Below are 24,519 nucleotides of genomic sequence, written 5' to 3' on the forward strand. Positions count from 1 at the left end.
TCACTTCATCTATTCCCTGTATAAAAAGCTGGAAAACTTAATGTCTGTGAATGACGTTAAGACCACCTGTTGCTTCAATAACGGTCCCTGTAATCAGGTCTGAGCGGTCATCGCATAAAAATGAAATGATGCGCCCTATATCCTCTCCAGTACCAGACCTGCCAATAGGCGTTTCATCGTCTTTGATCTGGCGTGCTTCTTCTATTGTGGATTCTTTCATGTCTCCAACGATTTTGCCTGGGCAAACCATATTGGCTGTGATGCCGTTTTCGGCTTCTTCAATCGCAATGGTTTTCGTCAATGACGCAAGCCCCACTTTTGCCGCTCCGAAGGCTGATCTGTGCATCCAGCCTGGTGCATGGTCTGCTCCTTGGAAGCCATACGTGATAATGCGGCCAAAGCCTTGTTTTCTCATCATGGGGATGACCATTCGGAACAAATGGAACACTGCGGATAGGTTGCCTTCCATCATTTGATACCATTCATCTTCAGAGTAATCCGCTAGTTTCTTACGTTCAAAAATATAAGGTCCAGCATTATTAATCAAGGCATCAATCCGCCCAAATCGCTCTGCTGCCAGCTCTACCATGTTTTTTAAATCTTCTTTGTTTGTCACATCTCCTTGGACAAATTGAAGCTTTTCTTCGTATTCCTGCAGTTCTTCTTTCATCTGCCGGACAGCTTCATCATCACTTCGATAATTCACTGTCACAGAATACCCCATATTCAGTAAAGACTCGGTTACTTTCCTGCCAAGTCCTTTAGAACCCGCTGTTATTAATGCGTGTCGCACACAATCTCCTCCTAAAGCAAAGGTTGCAAGTTCACATGTTTCTTATCTTTACTTTACTACAAACCAGCATCTGGCGCACTTATGAACCCTTTCTGCTATCATGTTCTCCAAGGAAGAGGATTCTCCTTTCTGACAGCAAAAAAACCATCCGCATCATACGAATGGTTTTTTGACTTGTTACGCTAGGCAGGCTTTTGCTTTTTCTAAAGCGAGCTGAATTTGTTTAAATCCAGTTCCACCTGCACTTGTTCTTTTTTCAACAGCAACATACGGATCAAGAACGGTGTAAATGTCTTGTTCAAAGAGATCGCTTGCTTCTGTAAATGTTTCAAACGGAAGATCACTTAAGTAGATGCCTTTTTGAATGCACGTATACACAAGCTTGCCAACGATTTCGTGTGCTTCACGGAATGGCATGCCTTTTTTCGCTAGGTAGTCTGCCACTTCGGTCGCATTTGAGAAATCTTCTTTTGTTGCCTTTTTCATGACATCCTCGTTCACCGTCATGGTTTGAATCATGCCTGTGAAGATTTGCAGGCTGCCAGCAATGGTTTTTACTGTATCAAACATGCCTTCTTTATCTTCTTGCAGGTCTTTGTTATACGTAAGCGGCAAACCTTTCATAATGGTGAGAAGTCCCATCAGATTGCCATACACACGGCCTGTTTTCCCGCGGATCAATTCTGCCATATCCGGGTTTTTCTTTTGCGGCATCATGCTGCTGCCTGTTGCATATGTGTCATCAAGCTCAATGAATTTGAATTCTTGAGAGCACCATAAAATGATTTCCTCACAAAGACGTGAGAGGTGCATCATCACAAGGCTGCTATTAGACAAAAACTCTAAAATGAAATCCCGATCACTCACGCCATCAAGGCTGTTTTCGTAAATATGATCAAAGCCAAGCAGCTCCGCTGTATATTCACGATCAATCGGAAATGTCGTTCCTGCTAGCGCTCCGCATCCAAGTGGAGACACGTTAATTCGCTTCAACGAATCTTGAAAACGCGCTTTGTCACGTTCAAGCATCCAGAAATAGGCGAGCATATGATGAGCAAAGGAAATAGGCTGTGCACGCTGCAAGTGCGTATATCCTGGAAAAATCGTTTCAATGTGCTGTTCTGCTTTCTCTACAAGCACCTTTTGAAAAGAAGAGATCAGTTCAATGATATGCTCTACTTGATTATTCAAATATAAATGCATATCGGTTGCGACCTGATCATTCCGGCTTCTCGCTGTGTGCAATTTGCCGCCAAGCGGACCAATCTCATCAATGAGCATTTTTTCAAGGTTTAAATGGATGTCCTCATAATCCACTGAGAATTCCAATTCATCTGCCTCTGCCTTTTTCATGAGCGTATTCAGTCCATCTTTGATGGCAGCGGACTCGTCATCGCCCAGGATACCGCATGTATTCAGCATACTTGCATGAGCAAGGGAGCCGGTCAGATCTTCTTTGACTAATTGTTTGTCGAAATGAATGGACGCGCCAAACTCATCGACCCATTTTTCTGGTGTTTTTTGAAATCGGCCTCCCCAAAGCTTTTTCATGCTTTAACCTGCTCCTTTTTATTCACGATGCTGTTTACTTTTGTTGGTAAGCCCCAAAGATTAATAAATCCTACCGCAGCATCATGATCGAATTCATCTGCTTTTGTGTATGTCGCTAGATTTTCATCATAAAGTGAATATGGTGATTTACGTCCTTCTACAATGGCATGGCCTTTAAATAGTTTCACACGTACAACACCTGTTACGTTCTGTTGTGTTTCTTGTAAGAATGCATCTAGTGCTTCTTTAAGCGGTGAGAACCATAAGCCGTTGTATATTAATTCAGCCATTTTTTGTTCAACGATTGGCTTAAAGTGAGCGACTTCTTTCACTAGTGTTAAATCTTCAAGCTCTTTATGTGCTTTTAGAAGTGTGACAGCACCTGGGCACTCATACACTTCACGAGATTTGATGCCCACAAGACGGTTTTCAACGTGATCAATTCTGCCAACGCCATGCTGACCAGCGACTTCATTTAAATGAAGGATGAGATCAGATAATGAATACTGGATACCGTCAATGGCTGTTGGTTTTCCTTTTTCAAACGTGATTTCGATGGTCTTAGGTGTGTCAGGTGTTTTTTCAAGTGGAGTCGTTAGATCATATGCTCCTTCTGGCGGTGCAGCCCAAGGATCTTCTAAAATGCCGCACTCGTTACTTCTGCCCCAAAGGTTTTGGTCGATTGAATATGGGCTGTCTAAGTTAATCGGAATTGGAATACCGTGCTTTTGTGCATAATCGATTTCTTCATCACGGGACCATTTCCACTCACGCACTGGTGCAAGAACTTCTAGGTCTGGATTCAACGCTTTAATGGATACTTCAAAACGGACTTGGTCGTTTCCTTTTCCAGTACATCCGTGAGCAACCGCTACTGCATTTTCTTTCTCTGCGACTTCTACCAATTTTTTTGCAATAAGTGGACGAGATAGTGCAGATACAAGCGGATATTTTCCCTCATACATGGTGTGTGCTTGTAAGGCAGTCAGTGCAAATTCCTCTGCGAATTCTTCTTTTGCGTCAATCATGTAAGATTGAACCGCTCCGACTTGAAGTGCTTTTTGTTGAACGAATGCTAAGTCTTTTCCTTCACCTACATCCAGGCAGCAAGCAACGACTTCGTACCCTTGCTCTTGTAACCATTTAACTGCAACAGAGGTATCAAGACCTCCGGAATATGCTAATACGACTTTTTTATTTTGTGACATGATTGAAAAGCTCCTCTCGCTTGTTTTGATTCTGTGAATGTTTTTTTGCATAAAAATAAGTTTTTATTTATAAACATGCATTTAGTATGTATACACTGTAACAAGGAAAAATTGTTTTTTCAACCCCTTTATGAAAAAAACTCCGCCAAATTTTCTTGGCCGAGTCATTTTGGGCTATTTTTGATCCTTTTCAAGCTCTCGTAAGACGTGAGGAAGCTCTGGAATCATGAGTTTTGTCATGGCTAAACGAACAGCTCCAGTAGAGCCTGGTGTGGCAAAGACGGCTTTCTGGTTGACGACCCCTGCCGTTGCCCGGGACAAGATAGCGGCTGAACCGATGTCTTCTGTATAGCTCAGCATGCGGAAGATTTCGCCAAAGCCAGGCAGCTCCTTGGAGAAAAGTGGGGTGATCGCTTCAATGGTGACATCCCTTGCGGCAATCCCTGTCCCCCCGTTTAATAAGACGGCATCTATTTTCGGTTCGCTTGTTCCCTCTAGCACAGCGTCTTGGATCGCTCCAATGTCATCTTTTACAATATCGTATGCAAGAATGAGATGTCCCTGTTCTCTAAGCAAATCAATCATCAGGCGGCCGCTTTTATCTGTTTCTTTCGTTCTTGTATCACTGACTGTAATGACTTTTACATAAAGCCTCTCTTTCGCCTCACGTTTATGTTCTGTCACGCTCATTTTTCACACCGCTCCCTTTTGCTTCGTATTGGACAACATTATAGCATGCTGCTTTTAACAGAAAAAAGCTCTTTTCCTTATTGGAAAAGAGCTTCTTCATTTTTGATTACGCTAAGCGCATAACGTCTCTTGCAATCATTACTTCTTCGTTCGTTGGGATGACGATCACTTTTACAGGAGAGTGCGGGTAGCTGATGAATGCTTCTTCGCCTCTCATGTTGTTAAGAGAAGGATCCCAGTAAACGCCCATGAATTCTAGACCACGAAGTACACGTGCTCTTACTTCTGAACTGTTTTCACCGATTCCAGCTGTGAAGATGATCGCATCTACACCATTCATTCTCGCTGCATAAGAACCGATGTATTTATGAATACGGCTTGCAAAAATATCAAGAGCTACTTCTGCACGGTCGTTTCCTTCTTCTGTTGCTTCTTCGATATCACGAAGGTCACTTGATAGACCAGACACACCTAAAAGACCACTCTTCTTATTCAAAGTAGAAAGTACTTCTTCAGCTGTATGTCCTGTTTTCTCCATAATAAATGGAATAAGGGCAGGGTCAATGTTACCTGAACGTGTACCCATTGCAACACCTGCAAGCGGTGTGAAGCCCATTGAAGTATCGATTGATTTTCCGCCTTCAACTGCTGCGATACTTGCACCATTTCCAAGGTGGCAAGAGATCAAACGAAGCTCTTCAAGAGGACGGCCTAATAGCTCTGCTGCACGCTCTGTTACGAACTTATGGCTTGTCCCGTGGAATCCGTATTTACGAATACCAAAGTTTTTGTAGTAGTCGTACGGAAGGCTGTATAGGTAAGACTGCTCTGGCATTGTTTGGTGGAAGGCTGTATCGAACACAGCAATCGCTGGTACGTCAGGCAGAATTTGTTTGAATGCTTTGATTCCTACAACGTTTGCAGGGTTGTGCAGTGGTGCTAGCTCTGAAAGCTGATCAATGTCATTGATGACTTCATCAGTTAAAAGAACAGAGTCGCTGAATTTCTCTCCGCCGTGAACAACGCGGTGTCCTACGCCATCAATTTCATTAAAGTCTTTGATGATGTTAAATTCAATTAGTTTTTCAAGCAGCATTTTGACCGCTACTGCATGATCTGGAATATCTGTGATTTCTGTTTTCTTTTCTCCATCTACAGAAATCGTGAAGATACTGTTGTCCATTCCGATTCTTTCAACAAGGCCTTTTGTTAAAACGGTTTCTTCTGGCATGTCGAACAATTGGAATTTAAGAGATGAGCTTCCTGCGTTGATTGCAATAATTTTAGACATTCCTGTCGCTCCTTTTACTCAGTTGTTATATAAGGTTTCACGTTTTTTCCGGTGCTATATTCAACCTGTTTGACGGGTCTTTTATAGTTTAACGATAAGTCCGAAAAATATCTGACTTTTTCATTTAAACATTGAAAACTTTGCATTTCAAGTGCACCTTCAAACTGTTACCGCTTACATCGATAAGTCGTTATTTTCTGAATAATAAAATAGCCAGACATCACTCTGGCTATTCTTTCGTTTCTTTTTCTTCAATAAACCATTGATCTAATTTTCTCATCACACCCACCATGGCTTCCTTCTGTGAAAAAGACGGCAGATTGGCAAAGAGCATCCGTTTTGGTGCTTCCAAGCCTTCCTTTTTCTTTTGCATCACAAACAAGCTTTTGGCGTGCTTTTTGTCCTTGAACATGGAGACCGGGAGCTGAATTAACGCATTCATATATGCATGATCTTTGATAAAATCCTTTAATTGCACGCTTTCTTTTCCTTCAAACAAATCGTTTGGAATGATGAAGAATAAGAAGCCGCCTTCTTTCGTATAACGAAGGCTTTGTTCAATGAATAAATAATGGGCAAAGGCATGTCCTTCTTTTGCCTTCAAATCATAGTCTGCTGCACGCTCATCATTTGGGTAATAACCGACTGGCAGACTGCATACAGTGACATCTACTGGTGAGATCAAAAGCGGCTCAAGGCTGTCTTGATGGAAAAGCTCGACTTCCTTCTCTTCCAAGTTTGCCTGTGCCCATGCAATTTTAATGAGTACATCATCAATTTCAGACGCAAAGCCGCGCTTTGTTTCTGCAGTGAGATTGTTTAAGACAGCAAGCAGTAAGTTCCCTGTTCCCGCTGCTGGATCAAAGACAACAAGCTCTTTTTGTCCTTCTAAAAATTTATTCACCAAATAGCTGACAAACAGCCCGATCGTATCTGGGGTCATCTGACGATTTGGATGGGAAATATCCTTTTGTCCTTTCAATACGGCGAGCTGAAACGCTTTACGAATCTGCTCATGATCATAAGAAGCAAAATCTGCTTTCTCTATTAAATCCTTTAGTAAACCGTCTCGATCATTTGCTTGGAAAAAGGCTTCTCCTGCTTCAGCCAATGCTTCAATATAGGAAATGCTTTGGTCCTTTTTTAATCGAATAGAAGCTGTATCGAGCAGCTCGAAAATCGTACTTACTTGATCTTTCTGCAATGCTTTTCTCTCCTCGCTTTGTTAAAAGCTATATCTCCTCATTGAAAAGAGCCCCAGGATGAAGCCGGAGCTCTTGTCGATGCTGCTTTTATAACAGTGATTTTGCAGCTTCAATGGCTTTTTCATAATTTGGGTGATTCGTTGCTTCACTTACGTATTCAGTGTAAATCACTTTTCCGCTCGGGTCTAATACGAAGACTGCGCGCGCCAATAAACGCAATTCTTTCATATATACTCCGAATGCTTCACCAAATGACATATCTCTATGATCAGATAATGTTTCGACATTTTCAATTCCGTTTGCTCCGCACCAGCGTGCTTGTGCAAATGGAAGGTCTGCACTAATTGTATAGATATTGACCGGACCTAAACCGGCTGCCTCTTCATTGAAACGTCTTGTTTGTGCGTCACACACACCTGTATCAATAGAAGGAATCACTGAGATGATCGTCACTTTTCCTGTTAAATCTGAAAGTGAAACTTCCCCTAGTGAGTTCGTTAATACCGTGAAATCTGGAGCCTGCTCGCCTACTTTCACTTCATTTCCTACAAGCGTGACAGAACTCCCTTTAAATGTGATCGATGCCAAAACAATTCCTCCCTTATCAAATGTATGGTTCTATCATAGTAGAGAAAGCAAAAAACTGCAAAGCCTAATCGTCACTTTTGAAAAAAAAGTTAACTGCAGCGCAGCTAACTTTTTAAAGGTCTATGTCATCTAGTTTTCGTTCTTTATGACGGTTCTCCCGTTCATCCTTCTTAAACATGTGCTGAAGACGTTCAATTGCTTGAGGAGCAGAATCCAATATTTTATCAAGCAGATGTGTATGTTCATCCAAATGAAGCATTCGAACGCCGTTTGTTCCGACAATTAAGAAGGCGATTGGTGTAATAGACACACCTCCGCCGCTTCCTCCGCCAAATGGGAGTCTCGGTTCTTTTCGTTCTTGATCATCAGAACGTTTTTCTTTCTTTTGGTTCCCGTTAAATTCACTGCCGCCGGCTGCAAATCCAAAACCAACCTTCGACACAGTAAGAATGACACTGCCGTCAGGGGTTTCGACTGGATCGCCGATGATCGTATTCACGTCTATCATTTCTTTTAAGTTTTCCATCGCTGTCTTCATAAGACCTTGGATTGGATGATCTGCCATTTTCGGGTTCCTCCTTAAACAGATGATTCATTCTTCGTTGCTTGAAGAGAGGCATTTTTTCTCGCCTTTCTTCCTTTTAACCAATGGACAAGTAATCGAATGGCTGCAAGCATAGCATGTCCAATACGAAAATAAGCTATACATGTAAACTGGGTTTGTGACACATTATGCTGAAAGGCAGGAATGACTTCATATACCGGTTTATGCTTAAAGGTGAGATGCTCCTGCATAAAGGCAAGCAGTGCTCCTTTGACTGACCACACACCGCCGGCTGCTACACCTGTTAAAGCGGCGTCATGAAAGCCGATCCATGTTGACCAGTGAAACGATACAATTCTGATGTGAATGAAGAATTTACGCATGATCCGGTTTAAATCGACGATCTCTTTTGTGATGCGCTCCATTTGATGAAGGATTTGCTTCATATCACGTTTTCCCACTTTTTGATGTATGGATTCTTTTTCGTGACTAGGGGTTTTGGCGCTCGCCATCTTCTTTTCACGTATATCAATCGTTTGATCTTCTGGATTGACCCTCACCATCGGAATGTCTTTTTTGAGTCTGATGATTCCATATAAGGTGATGATCTTCAGTGCAAGGTGGTCATTGTCATTTGCATGTGAATAATCCAGTGAAATGGTCACTTTCATGAAGATCAATAAGATCCCAAGGAACAAAAAAGCTGCGATCCAAACGTAAAGCACTGTGCTCACTTCCTCCATAACAAATGATGCTTCTCTACGATTATGGCTCTCAATCTGGATTTTATACCCAATCATGAAAAAAGAGTTTGACCGGTACCCGGCCAAACTCCTCTGATTATACGTTTGCTTCTGTTTTTTCATATAGGTGTTCATGGACGACCACCGTATCGGCAAAGTAATCATGAACCCCTTGCTTTTTCGGTGTGAACCCAACAATAGCATAGAGAACAAAAAGCGTATTAATATAGCGTCCCACAATCTCTCTAAAGAAAATGACATCCCATGCCAGTTTCTTCTCAGGCTGAAGTGAGACCACTTTTATCCCAAACACCATTTTCCCAAGCGTTTGTTGAAAGATTTTCGTCATGATGGCGAAATAAAGCAGAAATACAATCGTCGTTGTGACGGAGAATGGAGAAAACCATCCTCCTCCTTTGGACCAGCCAAACAGACTAAAGATTGGAGAAACCGTCAAATGGTTGACACCCCAGACGACGAGCCAATCAAGAATAAACGCCCAAAACCTAATCCAAAAGCCTGCAAACGCCTGTGCTTCAATCACTGCACGTTTCGCAAGAGCCGGATTCGATTCTTCTTGGCTGCGGCTTTCGGTTACTTCATCGAATGTAGAATCCATCTATGATCCCTCCTTTATTTTGAATAGAGATACATCGGTTTAGACCCGTTTGAGCCAGCCAGTGTTTCTTTTAGATTGAGAAAATCAATTTCACTTTTAAAGAGTTTGCTTGCGCTCATATTGAAGAGAGAGTTCCAGCCAAAGCTTTGAGAATAGCTGATCACTGTCGCTCCTTTTAACCCTTTTTCATTTTTCTTCATTGCTTTGATTGCATCTTCATAATATCCTAGCTCATCGACTAATCCGTTCGATTTCGCCTGCGTTCCGTCATAGACCCGGCCGTCAGCAATTTTCTTGACGTCCTGTTTTGACATGCCGCGTCCTTCAGAGATGACTTTGACAAACCCTTCATACGAGTTATCAACCATGCTTTGCATGATGTCGCGCTCATCTTTTGTCATATCACGATTTGGTGACATGATGTCTTTAAATTTTCCGCTCTTAATTGTTTCGTATTTAATACCTAAATTATCTGCCAGCTTTGAATAGTTCAAGCTTTGCATGATCACACCTAACGATCCTGTTAATGTTTCAGGTGAAGCAAAGATTTTCTTGGCTGGAGTTGATACGTAGTAACCGCCAGAAGCTGCCATTGAGCCCATGGAGACGTAAATCGGCTTCTTCGCTTTTTTCACTTCTTCTAATTTTTTATGTATTTCCGCACTTTCATAGACACCGCCGCCAGGAGAGTTGACGCGCAGCAGTACACCTTTTACTGAAGCATCATCTTTCGCTTTTTCTAGTTCCTTGAGGAATGCACGATGATCATAACCTTCTCCGCCTAACAGACTTGATGCGCCGCCATTATCTTGAATGGTTCCATTAATCTCAAGAACCGCAATTTTTCCAGCACCGCTTCCATCCTCTAGTACCTTTTCTTCTATTTCATCCCCAAATTGATAGCTCATTTTATTGTCATTGAAGTTTTCGAACAAGGCCATCGTGACACTTATCACAATTGAAAATCCGAAAACACCTAGTGCAATGATTAACGCTACCCATCTTTTCGCATTCATCTTTTTCTCCTCCTTTTTGTCTCTCTTCATTGATACGAATATTCATATGAAATGTTTCACAGGAATTGTGGTTTTTTTACATTTCATTTCATCATATGATAGCACCTCTCTTCATTCACGATCAACTTTACATCGTCTCCTTTGAGATGCGCATGACGAAAAATTGGCTTTTTTATCCTCCCTCTGCACCTAATAGGCTAGTTCTACACCACAACGAAACACCTAAACCACTCTTTCATGAGAAAGAAGCTATTCAATTATGCTCAAATCCTGCCCTTTTCGAATCCCTTACATTGGCTCATTTCTAAAAACGAATGCCATCATCATGCAGGTTTTTCTAATGTTTTTACTTTCATATGAAAAAAGTGTAAAATGTGAGCAAGGGTTCACATGTAAGCCCTTTATTATTGGAAAACTATTTTTGACAACAAAGGGGAGAACGTCAATGACAGACAATCGTCGCAATGTATTTTTCTTTTACAAAAAAGATCATGAATTGGATGGACACATTTCTTCTCTGGAGAAGCTCGCTACCGATCAAGGCTTTCAAGTCGTCAAGCGTGCAGAGGATGCCCATATTATTGCTTCAATTGGCGGGGATGGCACATTTCTTCAAGCAGTCCGCAAAACGAATTTCCGGGATGACTGCTTGTATGTAGGGGTATCAAAAACAGAGAATTCGCATCTATACTGCGATTTTTCATTAGAGCATTTTGATAAAATGATTGATGCCATGAACACTGAACAGATTGAAGTGAGAAAATATCCGATCATCGATGTAAGCGTTGACAGTACCAATCAGTTCCATTGCTTAAATGAACTGTCGATCCGCTCAAGCATTATTAAAACATTTGTGATCGATGTGTATATAGATGATTTCCACTTTGAAACATTTAGAGGAGACGGAATGATTATTTCTACTCCGACCGGCTCAACAGCCTACAATAAATCGGTAAACGGCGCCGTGGTTGATCCGATGCTCCCTTGTATGCAAGTCACAGAGCTTGCATCGCTAAACAACAACTCGTACCGTACACTGGGTGCTCCTTTCATCTTAAGCAGTGACCGCAAGCTAACGCTGAAGGTTGTGCAGGACGGAAACGACCATCCAATTATCGGGCTTGATAACGAAGCGCTTGGCACGAAACACGTCAAACAAATTGACATCGGCCTTTCAGGAAAAGTCATTAAAACAGTGAAATTAAAAGACAACTCCTACTGGGAAAAAGTAAAACGCAGATTCCTTTAATCAAAAGCTCCTTTATGGGGCTTTTTTTCATGTCTTTTCATTCACGGTCATGGTTATGGTATGATGTCACAAGTATGAATGTACGAAAAGGAGAACACGATGACATTACAACAATTTGATCAATATCCATTAAGCAATGAATTAAAACAAGCGCTAAAAGCACTTCACTTCCATACACCTACACCTGTTCAGCACGAGACATTATCCGTTGCTTTTTCAAAGCAGGATCTGATCGTCAAATCTCAAACTGACAGCGGGAAGACCGCAGCCTATGGTTTGCCGATTTGTGAAATGGTCGATTGGGCTGAAAATAAACCTCAAGCCCTCATCCTCGTTCCAACACGAGAACTCGCCATGCAGGTCAAACAGGATCTCACAAGCCTTGGACGATTGAAACGAATCAAAGCCGCAGCCATTTATGGAAAAGCCCCTTTTCAAGTCCAAAAAGTAGAGCTTGCACAAAAAAACCATATTGTGTGCGGAACACCAGGACGAGTCTTGGATCACCTTGAGAAAGGTACTCTTTCATTAGAAAACCTCAAATTTTTCGTGTTAGATGAAGCGGATGAAATGCTGAACATGGGATTTATTGATCAAGTCTCTTCTATTATTCAGTATCTGCCGCCAAAGCGCATGTCAATGCTGTTTTCAGCGACCATGTCTGATGAGATGAAGAAATTGAGCGATCAGTTTTTACAATCACCAAAAGTGATTGAAATCGCACGTGCGGAAACGTCTGTACAACAAATCACCCACACCGTGATTGAAACGGAAGAAGAAGCAAAATTCTCCCTTCTTCAGCGTACGATCGTCATTGAAAATCCAGATAGCTGCATTATTTTCTGTAATACACAGGACCGAGTGAATGAACTCACAATGAAGCTGGACGAATGGGATGTGCCTTGTGACAAAATTCATGGAGGCATGAGACAGGAAGACCGCTTCGCTGTCATGGATGAATTCAAAAACGGTGAGTTCCGTTATTTGATCGCAACCGATATAGCAGCCCGGGGCATTGATGTCAGTGATATGACACATGTGATTCATTACGATCTGCCCTATGAAAAAGAGCGCTATATTCACCGAACAGGAAGAACTGGCAGAGCGGGGAAAAGCGGGAAAACCATTGCGTTTATGACCAAAAACGCAAAGCCTCTGATTGATGAATTAAAGCGGGAAGCAGGTATTGATTTCCAGACGCAGCCTTATCCAACAAAGGAAGACGCAGAGCAGCATGTAGAAAGCTTTGAAGAAAAGATTGAAACACCGATTCAAAAGGAAAATAAACAGGCAGGCGTTGAGAAGGATATTATGAAGCTTTATTTTAACGGCGGGAAGAAAAAGAAACTGCGGGCTGTTGATTTCGTTGGGACCATTGCCAAAATAGAAGGCGTTGCCTTCGATGACATTGGGATTATTACCATTCAAGACACGAAAACATATGTCGATATTTTAAACGGCAAAGGCCCTCTTGTGCTGAATGCCATGCGCCATACAACCATTAAAGGCAAGCAGTTAAAAGTTCATGAAGCACGTTCATAAAAAGTGAAGGCTAAGCGCCTTTACTTTTTTATTTAAAATAAAATAAGCTTACAAACCCTGATACCGTCAGCCTTTCCGGCGTCCAACATGACAAATGTCATATCGAATACATGATGGGTGCTACTATGAGCATGACACCTTTCCTTCTATACTTTGAAGTAGAAAGAAACGGAAAGGACTTGAACGTTCATGACGACTTCAACAAACACACAGCAGCAAGCCACTTTAAGAAAACAAGTTGGCCAATTCTCTGGTGCTAATTCTAAAAAAAGTATCATGCAGCTCTTTAATACATTTATTCCATTTTTGGGGCTTTGGTTTCTTGCCTATTATAGCCTGAACATCTCCTACCTTTTAACCCTCTTCTTTGCGGTTATTGCAGCTGGTTTTTTAGTACGTGTCTTTATTATTTTTCACGACTGCTGCCACCAATCCTTTTTCAAACAGAAGCAGCTGAATCACTTGTTCGGTTTCTTAACAGGTGTACTCACCCTTTTCCCTTATCTTCAATGGCAAAGAGATCATTCGATTCACCATGCCACAAGCAGTAATTTAGACAAACGAGGTACTGGTGACATTTGGCTCCTGACAGTCAAAGAATATCAAGAAGCATCAGTATGGACGAAATTTCGCTACAGATTTTATCGTAATCCTTTTGTGATGTTTATTTTGGGACCGATCTTTGTTTTCCTGTTTAAAAACCGTTTCAACGTCAAAAATGCTCGTAAAAAAGAGCGCTGGAATACGTATTTCACAAACATATCAATTGTTTTATTGGCAGGAGCGACCTATCTCCTTTTTGGCTGGCAAGGTTTGTTACTTGTCCAAGGTCCAATCTTCCTGATTTCTGGATCAATCGGTGTATGGCTGTTTTATGTGCAGCATACGTTTGAGGATTCTTACTTTGAAGCAGATGAACATTGGAATTATGTGCAGGCAGCAGTAGAAGGCAGTTCTTTTTACAAATTGCCAAAACTCCTTCAGTGGTTAACAGGCAATATCGGTTATCACCATGTCCATCATTTAAGCCCGAGGGTACCGAATTATCATTTGGAGCATGCACATGAGCATAGTGAGCCGCTTCAAAATGTTCCAACCATCACTTTAAAAACAAGTATCGAGTCAATGAAATTTAGACTTTGGGATGAAGAAACCAAAGCATTTGTTACCTTTAAAGAAGCACGTCAGACTAGAAGCACACCTGTCATCAAAGGAGACATTCTCAAGAAGAATGCGTAAACGACGCAAGCTCTTTCTTACAATAGAAGGAGCTTGTTGGTATTTGCAGGATGCGATAACGTGTTGAATTTGATAAAGTAAGGAAAAAGAACGAAAACGGAAAAGGTGGCACACGGATGAAAAAACAGTTTAAAATTCAAAAATTGCATGGGATTTCTCCCTATATATGGGCCATTTTTTTCATCCTGCCCTTCTATTTTATCTTTAAGACCCCATCGACTTTAAGCATTGTGATCGGTATCATTTTAAACGTCGTCTTTTTTGCCGTCTATCGTTTTGCCTTTGTCTCAAAAGGCTGGGCTTTATATGTATTCGGTCTTCTATTGATTGCGATTTCTACTGGCTATGTGATGCTCTACAGCTACATTTATTTCGCTTTTTGCATCGCCTATTTCAATGGGCATATTAAAAGAAAAGTACCCTTTTATATCTTATACTATATTCATCTAGGGAGCGCTGCTATTGCGGTGAACTTTAGCTTGATTTTAAAAAAGGGATGGTTTCTCACACAAATTCCTTTTGTTGTGATCACACTCATTAGTGCCATTCTCCTCCCTCTCAGCATTCGAAGCAGGAAAGAACGTGAACGGCTTGAAGAGAAATTAGAAAATGCCAATGAACGGATCGCCGATCTTGTGAAGCTTGAAGAAAGGCAGCGCATTGCACGTGATCTGCATGACACCCTTGGACAAAAGCTTTCTCTTATCGGTTTAAAAAGTGATCTTGCCCGCAAACTCATCTATAAAGATCCTGAACAGGCTCGTGCCGAGCTCAAAAGCGTCCAGCAGACAGCCAGAACGTCTCTGAATGAAGTGCGGAAGATTGTTTCCTCCATGAAGGGCATACGAATCAAAGATGAACTGTCGAACATACAGCAAATTCTCGAAGCAGCCGGAATTGAATTGATCTATGATGAAAAGGAAGCGCCAAAACACATCTCTCTTCTTAACGAAAACATTGTGAGCATGTGCATCAAAGAGGCAGTGACAAATGTCGTCAAACATAGTAATGCGACCATCTGTAAAATCACCATTCATCAAAAATCAAAGGAAGCCATCATCACCGTCGAGGATGATGGGACATTTAAAGGAGATCATCCCTCCTCTCAAACGAAGGGACATGGCCTTTTAGGGATTAGAGAACGATTGGAATTTGCAAATGGACGCCTTCACCTTGAGACAAAAGATGGGACGAAGCTGATCATGAGCATTCCAAATGATTCAGCAGCAAAAGAAAAGGAGGGAATGAAATGATCAACATCTTTATCGCAGAGGATCAGCAAATGCTGCTTGGTGCGCTCGGTTCACTTCTTGATTTAGAAGACGATATGAAGGTAGTTGGGAAAGGAACGAATGGCCAGGATGCCATCGATTTTGCCCAAAAGCACCCTGTTGATATTTGCTTAATGGATATTGAAATGCCAGGGAAATCCGGACTTGATGCAGCAGAAGAGCTCAAAGGGACAGATGTGAAAATCATCATTTTAACGACCTTTGCCCGCTCTGGTTATTTCCAAAGAGCGCTCAAAGCTGGCGTCAGCGGCTATATGCTTAAAGACAGCCCAAGCGAAGATCTGGCAAGTGCCATTCGGAGCGTGATGAAAGGGAAAAAGGTGTACGCCCCTGAATTAATGGAAGACTTATATAGTGACGAAAATCCTTTAACAGAACGAGAGAAATCGGTCCTAGAACTCGTCGCAGACGGCAAAAACACAAAAGAAATTGCTAAGGAACTCAGCATTAAAAGCGGCACTGTCCGGAACTACATTTCCATTATTTTAGATAAGCTAGAAGTGAAAAACCGCATTGAAGCCATTACACGCTCAAAAGAAAAAGGCTGGTTTAAATAAGAAAAAAGATCAGGACACATGTGCCTTGATCTTTTTTTCTACCAAAAATCCCCCTCTATTTTTTATCACCAACTATCAAAATGCAATTGACAACAGACCGCACTCCTATGATATGATATCCAAGTGATAATAATTATCATTATCACTCGTACAATCAAATACCCGGCTTATGTGCCGATTTCAAAGGAGTCTACATTCATGAAGAAAATATTGTTCCCTCTGATGCTCATCTTTGTACTTGCGTTGAGCGCATGTGGCAATAGCAGCAGCTCTTCCTCAAATAAAGGAAATCAATCAACATCATCAGACAAGATTACATATCAATCTGAAAATGGCCCTGTGAAACTGCCAGCGCATCCAAAACGTGTCGTTGTACTCGGTTCTTACACGGGTAATGTCATGTCACTAGGTGTGAACCTAGTCGGCGTCGACTCTTGGTCAAAAAAGAACCCTCGCTTCCAAAAGGAATTGAAAGATGTGGAAGAAGTGTCGGATGCCAATGTCGAAAAAATCATGAAGCTAAAGCCCGATGTCATCATTGGCTTAAGCAATACAAAAAATGTAGAAAAACTAAAAAAAATCGCGCCAACAGTCTTGTTTACGTATAACAAAGTCGATTACCTTCAGCAGCATATTGAAATTGGAAAAGTATTAAACAAAGAAAAAGAAGCCAAAGCATGGGTAAAAGATTTTAAAGAACGCGCAGCTGAAGCTGGGAAAGAAATCAAAGCGAAAATCGGTGAGGATGCGACGGTTTCTGTGTTTGAAAGCGGCACAAAAGATCTTTACGTGTTTGGAGATGCATGGGGCCGCGGCACAGAAATCCTCTACCAAGAAATGAAACTAAAAATGCCTGAAAAAGTGAAAGAAAAAGCATTAAAAGCTGGCTACTATGCGGTTTCACAAGAAGTGATTCCTGAATTTGCTGGAGACTATATGATCATAAGTAAAAACAGCGAAATGGACAATTCCTATCAAAACAGTGAAATCTACAAGTCCATCCCTGCTGTGAAAAAACATCGTGTGTATGAGGCAAATGCAGAAGAATTCTATTTTAATGATCCGCTCACGCTCGACTATCAACTATCATTCTTTAAAAAGCACTTTTTAGGTAAATAAACTGAAGCAAGGGAACCCTTCCCTTGCTTTTTTCTTGTCTGCTTCTAGCGGCAGCGCTTTTTTTCCGCTACAATTACATACAAGCGAATACAAAAAGTGTGGTGCTGGTTTTGTTTAAAATTTTACTGATTGAGGACGATACAACCCTCTTCCAAGAAATCAAAGAACGTCTAGTTAACTGGTCCTATGATGTTTATGGGATTCACGATTTTCAACAGGTCATGCAGGAATTCACTTCTGTTCAGCCTGATCTCGTCATTATTGATATACAGCTCCCAAAATACGATGGCTTTCATTGGTGCCGGATGATTCGGCATCATTCAAATGTACCTATTATCTTCCTCTCCTCTCGTGACCACCCTGCTGATATGGTCATGTCGATGCAGCTCGGTGCCGATGATTTTGTACAAAAGCCCTTTCACTTTGACGTGCTCATTGCCAAAGTCAGTGCTGTTCTTCGCAGGGTGCATGATTATAATGCAGAACCTGCCAGCTTAAAGGTATGGTGCGGGGCTGCCATTGACCTAGAAAAAAACACCGTCACAAATGACCATGGTGAAGTGGAATTAACGAAAAATGAACTATTTATTCTTAAGGAATTGATTCAGCATAAAAATCATATTGTCAGCCGTGAATCACTCATTCAAGCATTGTGGGAGGATGAACGGTTTGTCAGTGACAACACACTGACCGTAAACGTCAATCGCCTAAGAAAAAAACTAGATGAGATCTCCCTTGGCACCTACATTGAGACAAAAGTGGGTCAAGGCTATCTTGCAAAGGAAAAGGATGATCACTGATGCTGCAAGCATTTTTAAAAGAACGAAGAAGCTGGATCCTGTTCTTTCTTAGTTTGCAGCTCCTCATTCTGTTTGTTGCTTATTTGGATACGACCATTCCAATGGCGTCTCTTTTTTATATTGTGTTATTATCTACGTTTTTCATGATCGTCTTTCTCTTTTTCCGATATCGTAAAGAAACGGCGTATTATGAGCGGCTGAAAGAATGGGATGATCATATTGATCATCAAATGCGGCTCACTCCATCTTCCCCATTTGAACAGCTTGTACATGATGCGACGTCAGAGCAAATTGCCCGCTATCGGCAAATGGCAGCAGAACAGCAAATCGCCCTTGAAGAAGAGAAGGATGAATTGCTCTCATGGATACATGAAATGAAAACACCTCTCACAGCGATGCACTTAATGATTGACCGCTTAACAGAGCAGCCGCTGAAATCGAATATGACGTATGAATGGCTCAGAATTCATTTATTACTCGATGCCCAGCTGCACCAAAGCAGAATACGTCATATCGAAAATGATTTATTTATTGAACAGCTTGACCTGCAAAGCATCTTAGCGAAGGAAATCAAAGCGCTCCAATCATGGTGCATGCAAAAAGGAATCGGCTTTGAACTCACGCTAGAAGAACGTCACGTATTAAGTGATACAAAATGGTTATCCTTTATGATCAGACAGGTGCTCACAAATGCAGTTAAGTACAGTCATTCGTCCGATATTGCCATTGAAAGCAAGCGAATGAATGACCAAGTGATGCTGACGATCTCAGATCAAGGCAGAGGGATAGACCCAAGAGACCTGCCGCGTATTTTTGAAAAGGGTTTTACCTCAACAAGACATCACAATGACACCGCCTCAACAGGAATGGGGCTTTATTTAACGAAAAAAGGAGCAGACGCTCTTCATATCAAGATCGAGGTCAACTCCACGATAGATCAAGGCACAACCTTCACCTTTATTTTTCCGAAAAAGAATGATTTTGTGCATATTGCGAGCATGTGACAACAATGTCACATGCTCGTCTGTTTTGTTCGCCAAATCGAAGGAAATCCGGCGGGCTTCTTTTTATACTAGAGGTATCAATTAAATAGAAAAAGGGGATCGACAAATGAACATTTTAGAAGCTCGCAAAATATATAAAAGCTACGGAAATAAATTCAACAAACAAGAGGTGCTGAGCGGCATTGATTTGACCATTGAAGCCGGAGAATTTGTCAGCATTATGGGGCCATCAGGCTCGGGGAAAACAACCCTTCTAAACGTATTGTCCTCTATCGATCATGTATCCAGCGGATCGATTCGTATCGCAGATGCTGAGATGACACAGATGAAGGATCAGCAGCTCGCAGAATTCAGAAAAAAGCAGCTTGGCTTTGTTTTTCAGGATTATAACTTACTTGATACACTCACGGTCAAAGAGAACATCCTCTTGCCATTATCCATCTCCAAAACGCCGAAAAAAGAAGCTTTTGAACGTTTTCAACAGCTCGCGGAGGACATGGGCATCTATGAACTAAGAGACAAATATCCGAATGAACTCTCTGGTGGGCAAAAGCAGCGGACATCAGCGGTTCGCGCCTTCATTCATGAGCCGAGTCTTATTTTCGCGGATGAACCTACCGGAGCGCTTGATTCCAAATCTGCATCTGATCTACTCAATAAGCTGCAAGATTTCAATCGCAAACGAAAAGCGACCATAGTCATGGTGACACATGATCCTGTCGCAGCCAGCTATTCAAGACGTGTCATTTTTATCAAGGACGGACAGATCTATACTCAGTTGAATAAAGGTGCTTTAGAGAGAAAGATGTTTTTCGAGGATATTATGAAAACGCAAGGTGTCTTAGGCGGTGTGAAGCATGAACATTAATCAGCTCGTCTTCCGTAACCTGAAGAAAAATTTGAAGAATTACTATTTATATGTGTTTGCTCTCGTGTTTAGTGTGGCGCTCTACTTTTCTTTTGTCACCTTGCAGTACTCACCAGCACTTGATGATGTAAAAGGGTCCATTAAAGGCGGTGCGTCGATTAAAGCCGCTTCGGTACTGCTCATTGCCATTGTTGGGATCTTCCTGTTATATGCGAACAGCATTTTTATTAAACGCCGAGGGAAAGAAATAGGTCTCCTGCAGCTCATTGGCATGACGAAACAAAAAATTGCCAAACTGCTCAATGCAGAAAATTTCATCCTATATGTGTTCTCAATGGCTGTTGGTATCATAGCTGGATTTATCGGTTCAAAGCTCATGCTGATGGTGCTATTTAAAGTAACAGGCGTTAATGCCATCGCCCATCTGCATTTTTCAGGCATGGCCCTTCTGCAAACGCTCATTGTCTTTTTCATCATCTATGGATTAATTATGCTAAGAAATAGACGGTTTATTAGTAAACAGACAATTTTATCTTTGTTTAGAACCACGTCTTCTACAGAGCAGCGTGTGAAAAAGATCTCTGTGTTTGAAATCATCATTGGGGTTTTCGGTATTGTCTTGATCAGCTCAGGCTATTATATTTCTTCTCAGCTTTTTAGCGGCTCATATACGTCCATGCTTGAGTTATTTTCAGCCATGATTTATATTCTAGCCTCTGTCATTATCGGTACCTTTCTCTTTTATAAAGGCTCTGTTTCTTTCATTGCCAATATTGTACGTAAAAGAAAAAATGGCTATCTCGCCATTCATGAAGTCCTGTCTTTGTCATCTATTATGTTTCGATTAAAATCAAATGCACTGCTTTTAACGATTATTACAACCGTATCTGCACTTGCCATCGGGTTGTTATCTTTAAGCTACATTTCCTATTACTCAGCAGAAAAAACGGCTGAACAACAGATTCCATCACATTTTGTCATGGGCTCAGAGAAAGAAGCCAATACCTTCACTCGTGCACTTTCTGACAAACATATTGCGTATGAAAAAAAGCAGTTCAAGGTCATTCAAGCGGATTTTGATGCACATAAGATCATGAATTCGGAATTAGAAAGTTTGAATAAGAATCCAAGAGTCTTGACACTGCCTGTGATCAGTGAGAAAAATGCACCTAATATTCATGTAGAAAACAACGAAGTCATCTTAAGCGGCTACAGTGATTTATTGAAGAAATTCATGCCGATTCAAAGCTCAGGTGATGTGAAACTTCTCATCAAGAAGCCGCTTGATTTAAAAGTCATTGATATGAAGAAAGATTACATCATCTCTTACAAATTCACTTTTGGCGGTCTGCCTGTTGCCGTCGTCAGTCAAAATGTCTTTGAGAAGCTTGACCAGCAGAAAGATCCTAAACTGCAGCTTGAGAATAATCAATATAACGCGGTCAATATAAAAGATGATAAAAACCTTGAACAAGCCAATGATGTGTTTACATCTTTAAAACTAGGTGACGACAGCATGTCTCAATTAGCTTCAGCTCAGCAGCAAAAGCAAACAATGGGACTGATGATGTTTGTGGTTGGATTTTTAGGTCTAAGCTTCCTTGTGACATCAGGCTGTATTTTATACTTCAAACAGATGAATGAAAGTGAAGAAGAACAAAGCTCGTACACGATCTTACGTAAGCTTGGCTTTACAGAGAAAGATCTATTAAAAGGCATTCGACTCAAACAGCTATTTAACTTTGGGATTCCGCTCATCATCGGATTGCTGCACAGCTACTTTGCAGTTCAGTCTGGCTGGTTTTTATTCGGCGGTGAACTGTGGACACCAATGCTCATCGTCATGTCGATTTATACGGTTTTATATTCTGTCTTCGGATTCCTATCTGTCCAGTATTACAAAAAGGTCATTAAAGAATCCTTGTAATGAATTCCCCATAGGCCGCTGCCTATGGGGATATGTTTGTTTATGATGGAGTTGATTCAAACTTGTGCGATAGAATATGATCTCTTGCCGCATAAGCTTTGCGTTTGACCTCTTCTAGGTTCACACCAACAAGCTTTCCGCTTCGTTTCACTGCTTTTCCAGCCACATAGACAGAATCAACATTTGAAGGATGTGCCGTTTGGACAACCGCTCCAGCCGGATCTGTCATCGGCAGAAGATTCATGCTTGTCCGGTCGATCAGGATGAAATCAGCTTCTTTTCCAGGTGTGAGTGAGCCAATTTTATGATCAAGCTGTAATGCACGAGCCCCATTGATCGTTGCAGCTTCAAGCATTTGATGAGCAGAAATCCCAAGTTCAGGTCCTGGCATGATTCCCTCCATCAGCAATGATTGATTTTGAAGCGCGCGCTCTGCCTGAAGTCCGAATTTCATTTGAGCAAACAAATCTCCGCCTGTCGCTGTTACCACATCTACACCGAGCGTTGGAAGAACACCTTGTTCAATCGCAAGTCCTGTTACAGGATAACCGTGACCCATCATCATCTCAATTTCAGGTGTAATAGATATGGAGCTTCCGCTGTCTGCCAGCATCTTCATTTGATCCGCATCGATTGCATTGATATGCACCATGTTGAGGTCAGGTCCGAGTAACCCTGCTTTGTGAAGCCGCTCAATCGAACGATCCTCCGCTCCCCAATTCCCAAAGCCAATGTGCATACTGCATAAAGCATCTAGAGACCGGGCTGTTTCAATTTCAAATACTGAAGTCTCCCATGAGGAAAACTCTGGTCCACGAATCGCAAGCCCCATCGTCAAGAGCTGATCTGATGATTGAAAATGCGCTTTTTTCACGCGTGCTGCGTCCTCCATATTGGTGAGCGTGCTCTCCCTATCCCAATACTCAGCATCTCCAGAAGAGCCAAAAGCAAAAACAGCTCGAATGCCTGCATCTTTTAATCCTCCGATGAGCTCTTCTGTATGATCCATTGAATTGATCATCGTCCAGTCTAAAAATGTGGTCACTCCTGCATCTAATGCCTCTAATGCTCCTAAATAATTTGCGATTCGATCATCGGATGGGCGTCTCATCGCACCATAGTTACCATAATAGATTTTGCTCAAATATGTCTGCAAAGACCAATCTGTGCCTATGCCTCTGATGACAGACTGCCACACATGACGATGTGTATCCACAAGCCCTGGCATGATCACCATATCGGACGCATCGACAATGTCAGCATCATTTGCTTCAATTAAAGGTCCGACCTCTAAAATGTGTGTCCCTTCAATTAATAAATCTCCCTTTTCTAAAAAACCTAAAGTTGGATCAAGTGTTAAAATCGCTGCATCTTTAAACAATGTTTTCTTCATCCATATCCCCCTTTTCAAATGACGAGGAAGAGTTCCCCCACCCTCACTGTCATTTTAAAACATAAAAGGATCGAATTAGAAGAAAAGTGACTTCACCAACTGTTTTATGAGCTGATTTTTTTGAAATAGTTGTAGATACGTTTTAATTTGGCCTCATGTTTCCCTTTTGGGCTTTCCATCATGCCGAACTCAAAAAACTTCACAGGTTTGATTCCGACATATTGTAAGAGGGCTCTTTTCATTAACATCTTGTGTGCATTTTGCAAAAAGAATAAAGGGTAGTTGGTTGGCCCTTGCATTGTCGATACACAAACAGCACTTTTTCCTTTTAACAGTCCTTCTGGAAGCAGCCCGCCTGTTTGACGGTAAGCAAAAGTCGCAGCAAACATGCGGTCAATAAAGCCAAGCAGCATGGCTGGCGGCCGCCCCCACCAAATGGGATAAACGAACACGATTTTATCTGCCCATTTGATCTTTTCCTGATACACCCGAATGTCAGGGTCCTTATGCATATCACGCCTTTTTTTCTCTTCATTAAAAATCAGCACAGGATCAAATTCTTCTTTGTATAAATCGATGATTTCCACTTCATGAACAAGTGAATTTTCTTCACTGCCTTTCATTATTTCTTTTAAAAAAGCACCATTTAAACTATTGTGATGAGGGTGAGTATAAATAATGAGTAGATTCATGTGTTGCCTCCTTTTGTTATCATTTGATAACTAAATGATATACCCCTCTTAATTAGTTGTCAAATGATAATTGTTTTTTGATAATAATTTTGGTATGTTACATAGGAGGTGATAAACATGAAGCATCCCCATTTCTTCAAGGAATTCGTAGCATTTGCTTCTACTTTTTCAGAGCTGAAGCACGCCCTGATGAGCAAAGTCAAACCAGTTGACCTAACGACCTTACAATACTTAATTCTAGAGCAGCTAGCTGTCAGCGAACCGCTTACGCCTAGTGAAATTGCCGACTGTCAGCACATGTCTCTTCCAAATGTCAGCAGAGAACTAAAAAAACTGCACGAGAAACAATTCATTGCTAGAGAAGAAGACCGTGATGACAAACGAAAACATGTCATTAAGCTGTCTGACAAAGGCCGTGCTTGTATGAACGAAGTCTTCCAGCATATCGAAGGGATGCTATTAGACAGCCTATCTTCCACAGATACAGAACAAATGGATGACATCGTACAAGCTCTCCGCCTATTAAATCAAACGATTTTCAAAAAAGGACCTAAAAAAGCATGAGCGTATCGCTCATGCAAAGGATTTT

At 41.5% G+C, this 24,519-nt stretch carries 24 protein-coding genes; 11 read left to right on the forward strand and 13 right to left on the reverse strand.

From position 1 onward, the window contains the following. Positions 1–37: 37 nt before the first annotated feature. The 11 genes from GKC25_RS12730 to sppA form a co-directional block, all read right to left on the reverse strand. Entirely contained in the window at positions 38–793 is a 756-nt protein-coding gene (locus GKC25_RS12730) for an SDR family oxidoreductase (RefSeq protein WP_008343153.1), read from the reverse strand. 177 nt (positions 794–970) lie between these two features. Further along, positions 971–2,344, reverse strand: coding sequence for an argininosuccinate lyase (argH, locus tag GKC25_RS12735; RefSeq protein ID WP_187704010.1), 1,374 nt, complete (start codon positions 2,342–2,344; stop codon positions 971–973). Beyond that, positions 2,341–3,552: an argininosuccinate synthase gene (locus GKC25_RS12740; protein ID WP_034661867.1), complete on the reverse strand. Its 1,212-nt coding sequence runs from the start codon at positions 3,550–3,552 to the stop codon at positions 2,341–2,343. The genes argH and GKC25_RS12740 overlap by 4 nt, the downstream gene beginning before the upstream one ends. 174 nt (positions 3,553–3,726) lie before the next feature. Then, a complete protein-coding gene (locus tag GKC25_RS12745; RefSeq protein WP_034661870.1) occupies positions 3,727–4,242 on the reverse strand; it encodes a MogA/MoaB family molybdenum cofactor biosynthesis protein in 516 nt (171 codons plus the stop codon). 106 nt (positions 4,243–4,348) lie between these two features. Further along, the gene (locus GKC25_RS12750; RefSeq protein ID WP_034661872.1) at positions 4,349–5,533 is read right to left on the reverse strand and encodes an acetate kinase; all 1,185 of its coding nucleotides are present in this window, start codon (positions 5,531–5,533) and stop codon (positions 4,349–4,351) included. Between the two features lie 229 nt (positions 5,534–5,762). Next, a complete protein-coding gene (locus tag GKC25_RS12755; RefSeq protein ID WP_034661875.1) occupies positions 5,763–6,737 on the reverse strand; it encodes a class I SAM-dependent methyltransferase in 975 nt (324 codons plus the stop codon). An 88-nt stretch (positions 6,738–6,825) separates the two neighbouring features. Then, complete coding sequence (tpx, locus tag GKC25_RS12760) at positions 6,826–7,326, reverse strand: thiol peroxidase (RefSeq protein WP_187704011.1); 501 nt, start codon at positions 7,324–7,326, stop codon at positions 6,826–6,828. A gap of 112 nt (positions 7,327–7,438) precedes the next feature. Beyond that, on the reverse strand, positions 7,439–7,891 hold the full coding sequence (ytfJ, locus tag GKC25_RS12765; protein WP_003216488.1) for a GerW family sporulation protein: 453 nt from the start codon (positions 7,889–7,891) through the stop codon (positions 7,439–7,441). Positions 7,892–7,905: 14 nt separating this feature from the next. Then, the gene (locus GKC25_RS12770) at positions 7,906–8,595 is read right to left on the reverse strand and encodes a DUF2953 domain-containing protein (RefSeq protein WP_223249898.1); all 690 of its coding nucleotides are present in this window, start codon (positions 8,593–8,595) and stop codon (positions 7,906–7,908) included. Positions 8,596–8,710: 115 nt separating this feature from the next. Then, on the reverse strand, positions 8,711–9,232 hold the full coding sequence (locus GKC25_RS12775; protein WP_095285568.1) for an RDD family protein: 522 nt from the start codon (positions 9,230–9,232) through the stop codon (positions 8,711–8,713). A 14-nt stretch (positions 9,233–9,246) separates the two neighbouring features. Continuing rightward, a complete protein-coding gene (sppA, locus tag GKC25_RS12780; RefSeq protein WP_060596993.1) occupies positions 9,247–10,248 on the reverse strand; it encodes a signal peptide peptidase SppA in 1,002 nt (333 codons plus the stop codon). A 445-nt stretch (positions 10,249–10,693) separates the two neighbouring features. Here sppA and GKC25_RS12785 point away from each other — a divergent pair, with 445 nt between their 5' ends. The 10 genes from GKC25_RS12785 to GKC25_RS12830 all read left to right on the forward strand — a co-directional run bounded on the left by GKC25_RS12785 (position 10,694) and on the right by GKC25_RS12830 (position 21,845). Further along, entirely contained in the window at positions 10,694–11,497 is an 804-nt protein-coding gene (locus tag GKC25_RS12785; RefSeq protein WP_003216672.1) for an NAD kinase, read from the forward strand. Positions 11,498–11,596: 99 nt separating this feature from the next. Continuing rightward, positions 11,597–13,039: a DEAD/DEAH box helicase gene (locus GKC25_RS12790; RefSeq protein ID WP_342689825.1), complete on the forward strand. Its 1,443-nt coding sequence runs from the start codon at positions 11,597–11,599 to the stop codon at positions 13,037–13,039. Between the two features lie 189 nt (positions 13,040–13,228). Next, positions 13,229–14,278 (forward strand): fatty acid desaturase, encoded by a 1,050-nt coding sequence (locus tag GKC25_RS12795; protein ID WP_095285570.1) that lies wholly within the window; start codon positions 13,229–13,231, stop codon positions 14,276–14,278. A gap of 116 nt (positions 14,279–14,394) precedes the next feature. Beyond that, positions 14,395–15,531, forward strand: a complete 1,137-nt coding sequence (locus GKC25_RS12800; RefSeq protein ID WP_106042652.1) for a sensor histidine kinase — start codon at positions 14,395–14,397, stop codon at positions 15,529–15,531. Then, on the forward strand, positions 15,528–16,127 hold the full coding sequence (locus GKC25_RS12805) for a response regulator transcription factor (protein ID WP_034661892.1): 600 nt from the start codon (positions 15,528–15,530) through the stop codon (positions 16,125–16,127). The genes GKC25_RS12800 and GKC25_RS12805 overlap by 4 nt, the downstream gene beginning before the upstream one ends. A 198-nt stretch (positions 16,128–16,325) precedes the next feature. After that, entirely contained in the window at positions 16,326–17,246 is a 921-nt protein-coding gene (locus GKC25_RS12810; protein ID WP_034661895.1) for an iron-hydroxamate ABC transporter substrate-binding protein, read from the forward strand. 110 nt (positions 17,247–17,356) lie between these two features. Beyond that, on the forward strand, positions 17,357–18,046 hold the full coding sequence (locus tag GKC25_RS12815) for a response regulator transcription factor (protein ID WP_034662059.1): 690 nt from the start codon (positions 17,357–17,359) through the stop codon (positions 18,044–18,046). Then, positions 18,046–19,050, forward strand: a complete 1,005-nt coding sequence (locus GKC25_RS12820) for a sensor histidine kinase (RefSeq protein ID WP_034661897.1) — start codon at positions 18,046–18,048, stop codon at positions 19,048–19,050. Before GKC25_RS12815 ends, GKC25_RS12820 begins: the two co-directional genes overlap by 1 nt. Before the next feature lie 106 nt (positions 19,051–19,156). Beyond that, positions 19,157–19,918, forward strand: coding sequence for an ABC transporter ATP-binding protein (locus GKC25_RS12825; protein WP_012010889.1), 762 nt, complete (start codon positions 19,157–19,159; stop codon positions 19,916–19,918). Further along, positions 19,908–21,845 carry an ABC transporter permease gene (locus GKC25_RS12830; protein ID WP_309416349.1) on the forward strand — a complete coding sequence of 646 codons (1,938 nt, stop codon included), beginning with the start codon at positions 19,908–19,910 and terminating at the stop codon, positions 21,843–21,845. The genes GKC25_RS12825 and GKC25_RS12830 overlap by 11 nt, the downstream gene beginning before the upstream one ends. 40 nt (positions 21,846–21,885) lie before the next feature. Here GKC25_RS12830 and GKC25_RS12835 read toward each other — a convergent pair whose 3' ends face one another. Then, complete coding sequence (locus GKC25_RS12835; protein WP_187704014.1) at positions 21,886–23,238, reverse strand: amidohydrolase family protein; 1,353 nt, start codon at positions 23,236–23,238, stop codon at positions 21,886–21,888. Positions 23,239–23,342: 104 nt separating this feature from the next. Continuing rightward, a complete protein-coding gene (locus GKC25_RS12840; RefSeq protein WP_268495828.1) occupies positions 23,343–23,930 on the reverse strand; it encodes an NAD(P)H-dependent oxidoreductase in 588 nt (195 codons plus the stop codon). A 117-nt stretch (positions 23,931–24,047) separates the two neighbouring features. On the opposite strand from GKC25_RS12840, the gene GKC25_RS12845 reads away from it, so the two are divergent. Further along, positions 24,048–24,494, forward strand: coding sequence for a MarR family winged helix-turn-helix transcriptional regulator (locus GKC25_RS12845; protein ID WP_034661910.1), 447 nt, complete (start codon positions 24,048–24,050; stop codon positions 24,492–24,494). Positions 24,495–24,519: the final 25 nt, after the last annotated feature.

This window comes from Bacillus pumilus, from assembly GCF_038738535.1.
Taxonomy (GTDB): Bacteria; Bacillota; Bacilli; order Bacillales; family Bacillaceae; genus Bacillus.

Coding starts and splice junctions, on each gene's coding strand:
- argH (WP_187704010.1), bottom strand. CDS start 2,344: ATGAAAAAGCTTTGGGGAGGCCGATTTCAAAAAACACCAGAAAAATGG.
- GKC25_RS12740 (WP_034661867.1), bottom strand. CDS start 3,552: ATGTCACAAAATAAAAAAGTCGTATTAGCATATTCCGGAGGTCTTGAT.
- GKC25_RS12745 (WP_034661870.1), bottom strand. CDS start 4,242: ATGAGCGTGACAGAACATAAACGTGAGGCGAAAGAGAGGCTTTATGTA.
- GKC25_RS12750 (WP_034661872.1), bottom strand. CDS start 5,533: ATGTCTAAAATTATTGCAATCAACGCAGGAAGCTCATCTCTTAAATTC.
- ytfJ (WP_003216488.1), bottom strand. CDS start 7,891: ATGGCAGATCATCCAATCCAAGGTCTTATGAAGACAGCGATGGAAAAC.
- GKC25_RS12775 (WP_095285568.1), bottom strand. CDS start 9,232: ATGGATTCTACATTCGATGAAGTAACCGAAAGCCGCAGCCAAGAAGAA.
- sppA (WP_060596993.1), bottom strand. CDS start 10,248: ATGAATGCGAAAAGATGGGTAGCGTTAATCATTGCACTAGGTGTTTTC.
- GKC25_RS12785 (WP_003216672.1), top strand. CDS start 10,694: ATGACAGACAATCGTCGCAATGTATTTTTCTTTTACAAAAAAGATCAT.
- GKC25_RS12790 (WP_342689825.1), top strand. CDS start 11,597: ATGACATTACAACAATTTGATCAATATCCATTAAGCAATGAATTAAAA.
- GKC25_RS12795 (WP_095285570.1), top strand. CDS start 13,229: ATGACGACTTCAACAAACACACAGCAGCAAGCCACTTTAAGAAAACAA.
- GKC25_RS12800 (WP_106042652.1), top strand. CDS start 14,395: ATGAAAAAACAGTTTAAAATTCAAAAATTGCATGGGATTTCTCCCTAT.
- GKC25_RS12805 (WP_034661892.1), top strand. CDS start 15,528: ATGATCAACATCTTTATCGCAGAGGATCAGCAAATGCTGCTTGGTGCG.
- GKC25_RS12810 (WP_034661895.1), top strand. CDS start 16,326: ATGAAGAAAATATTGTTCCCTCTGATGCTCATCTTTGTACTTGCGTTG.
- GKC25_RS12820 (WP_034661897.1), top strand. CDS start 18,046: ATGCTGCAAGCATTTTTAAAAGAACGAAGAAGCTGGATCCTGTTCTTT.
- GKC25_RS12825 (WP_012010889.1), top strand. CDS start 19,157: ATGAACATTTTAGAAGCTCGCAAAATATATAAAAGCTACGGAAATAAA.
- GKC25_RS12830 (WP_309416349.1), top strand. CDS start 19,908: ATGAACATTAATCAGCTCGTCTTCCGTAACCTGAAGAAAAATTTGAAG.
- GKC25_RS12835 (WP_187704014.1), bottom strand. CDS start 23,238: ATGAAGAAAACATTGTTTAAAGATGCAGCGATTTTAACACTTGATCCA.
- GKC25_RS12840 (WP_268495828.1), bottom strand. CDS start 23,930: ATGAATCTACTCATTATTTATACTCACCCTCATCACAATAGTTTAAAT.
- GKC25_RS12845 (WP_034661910.1), top strand. CDS start 24,048: ATGAAGCATCCCCATTTCTTCAAGGAATTCGTAGCATTTGCTTCTACT.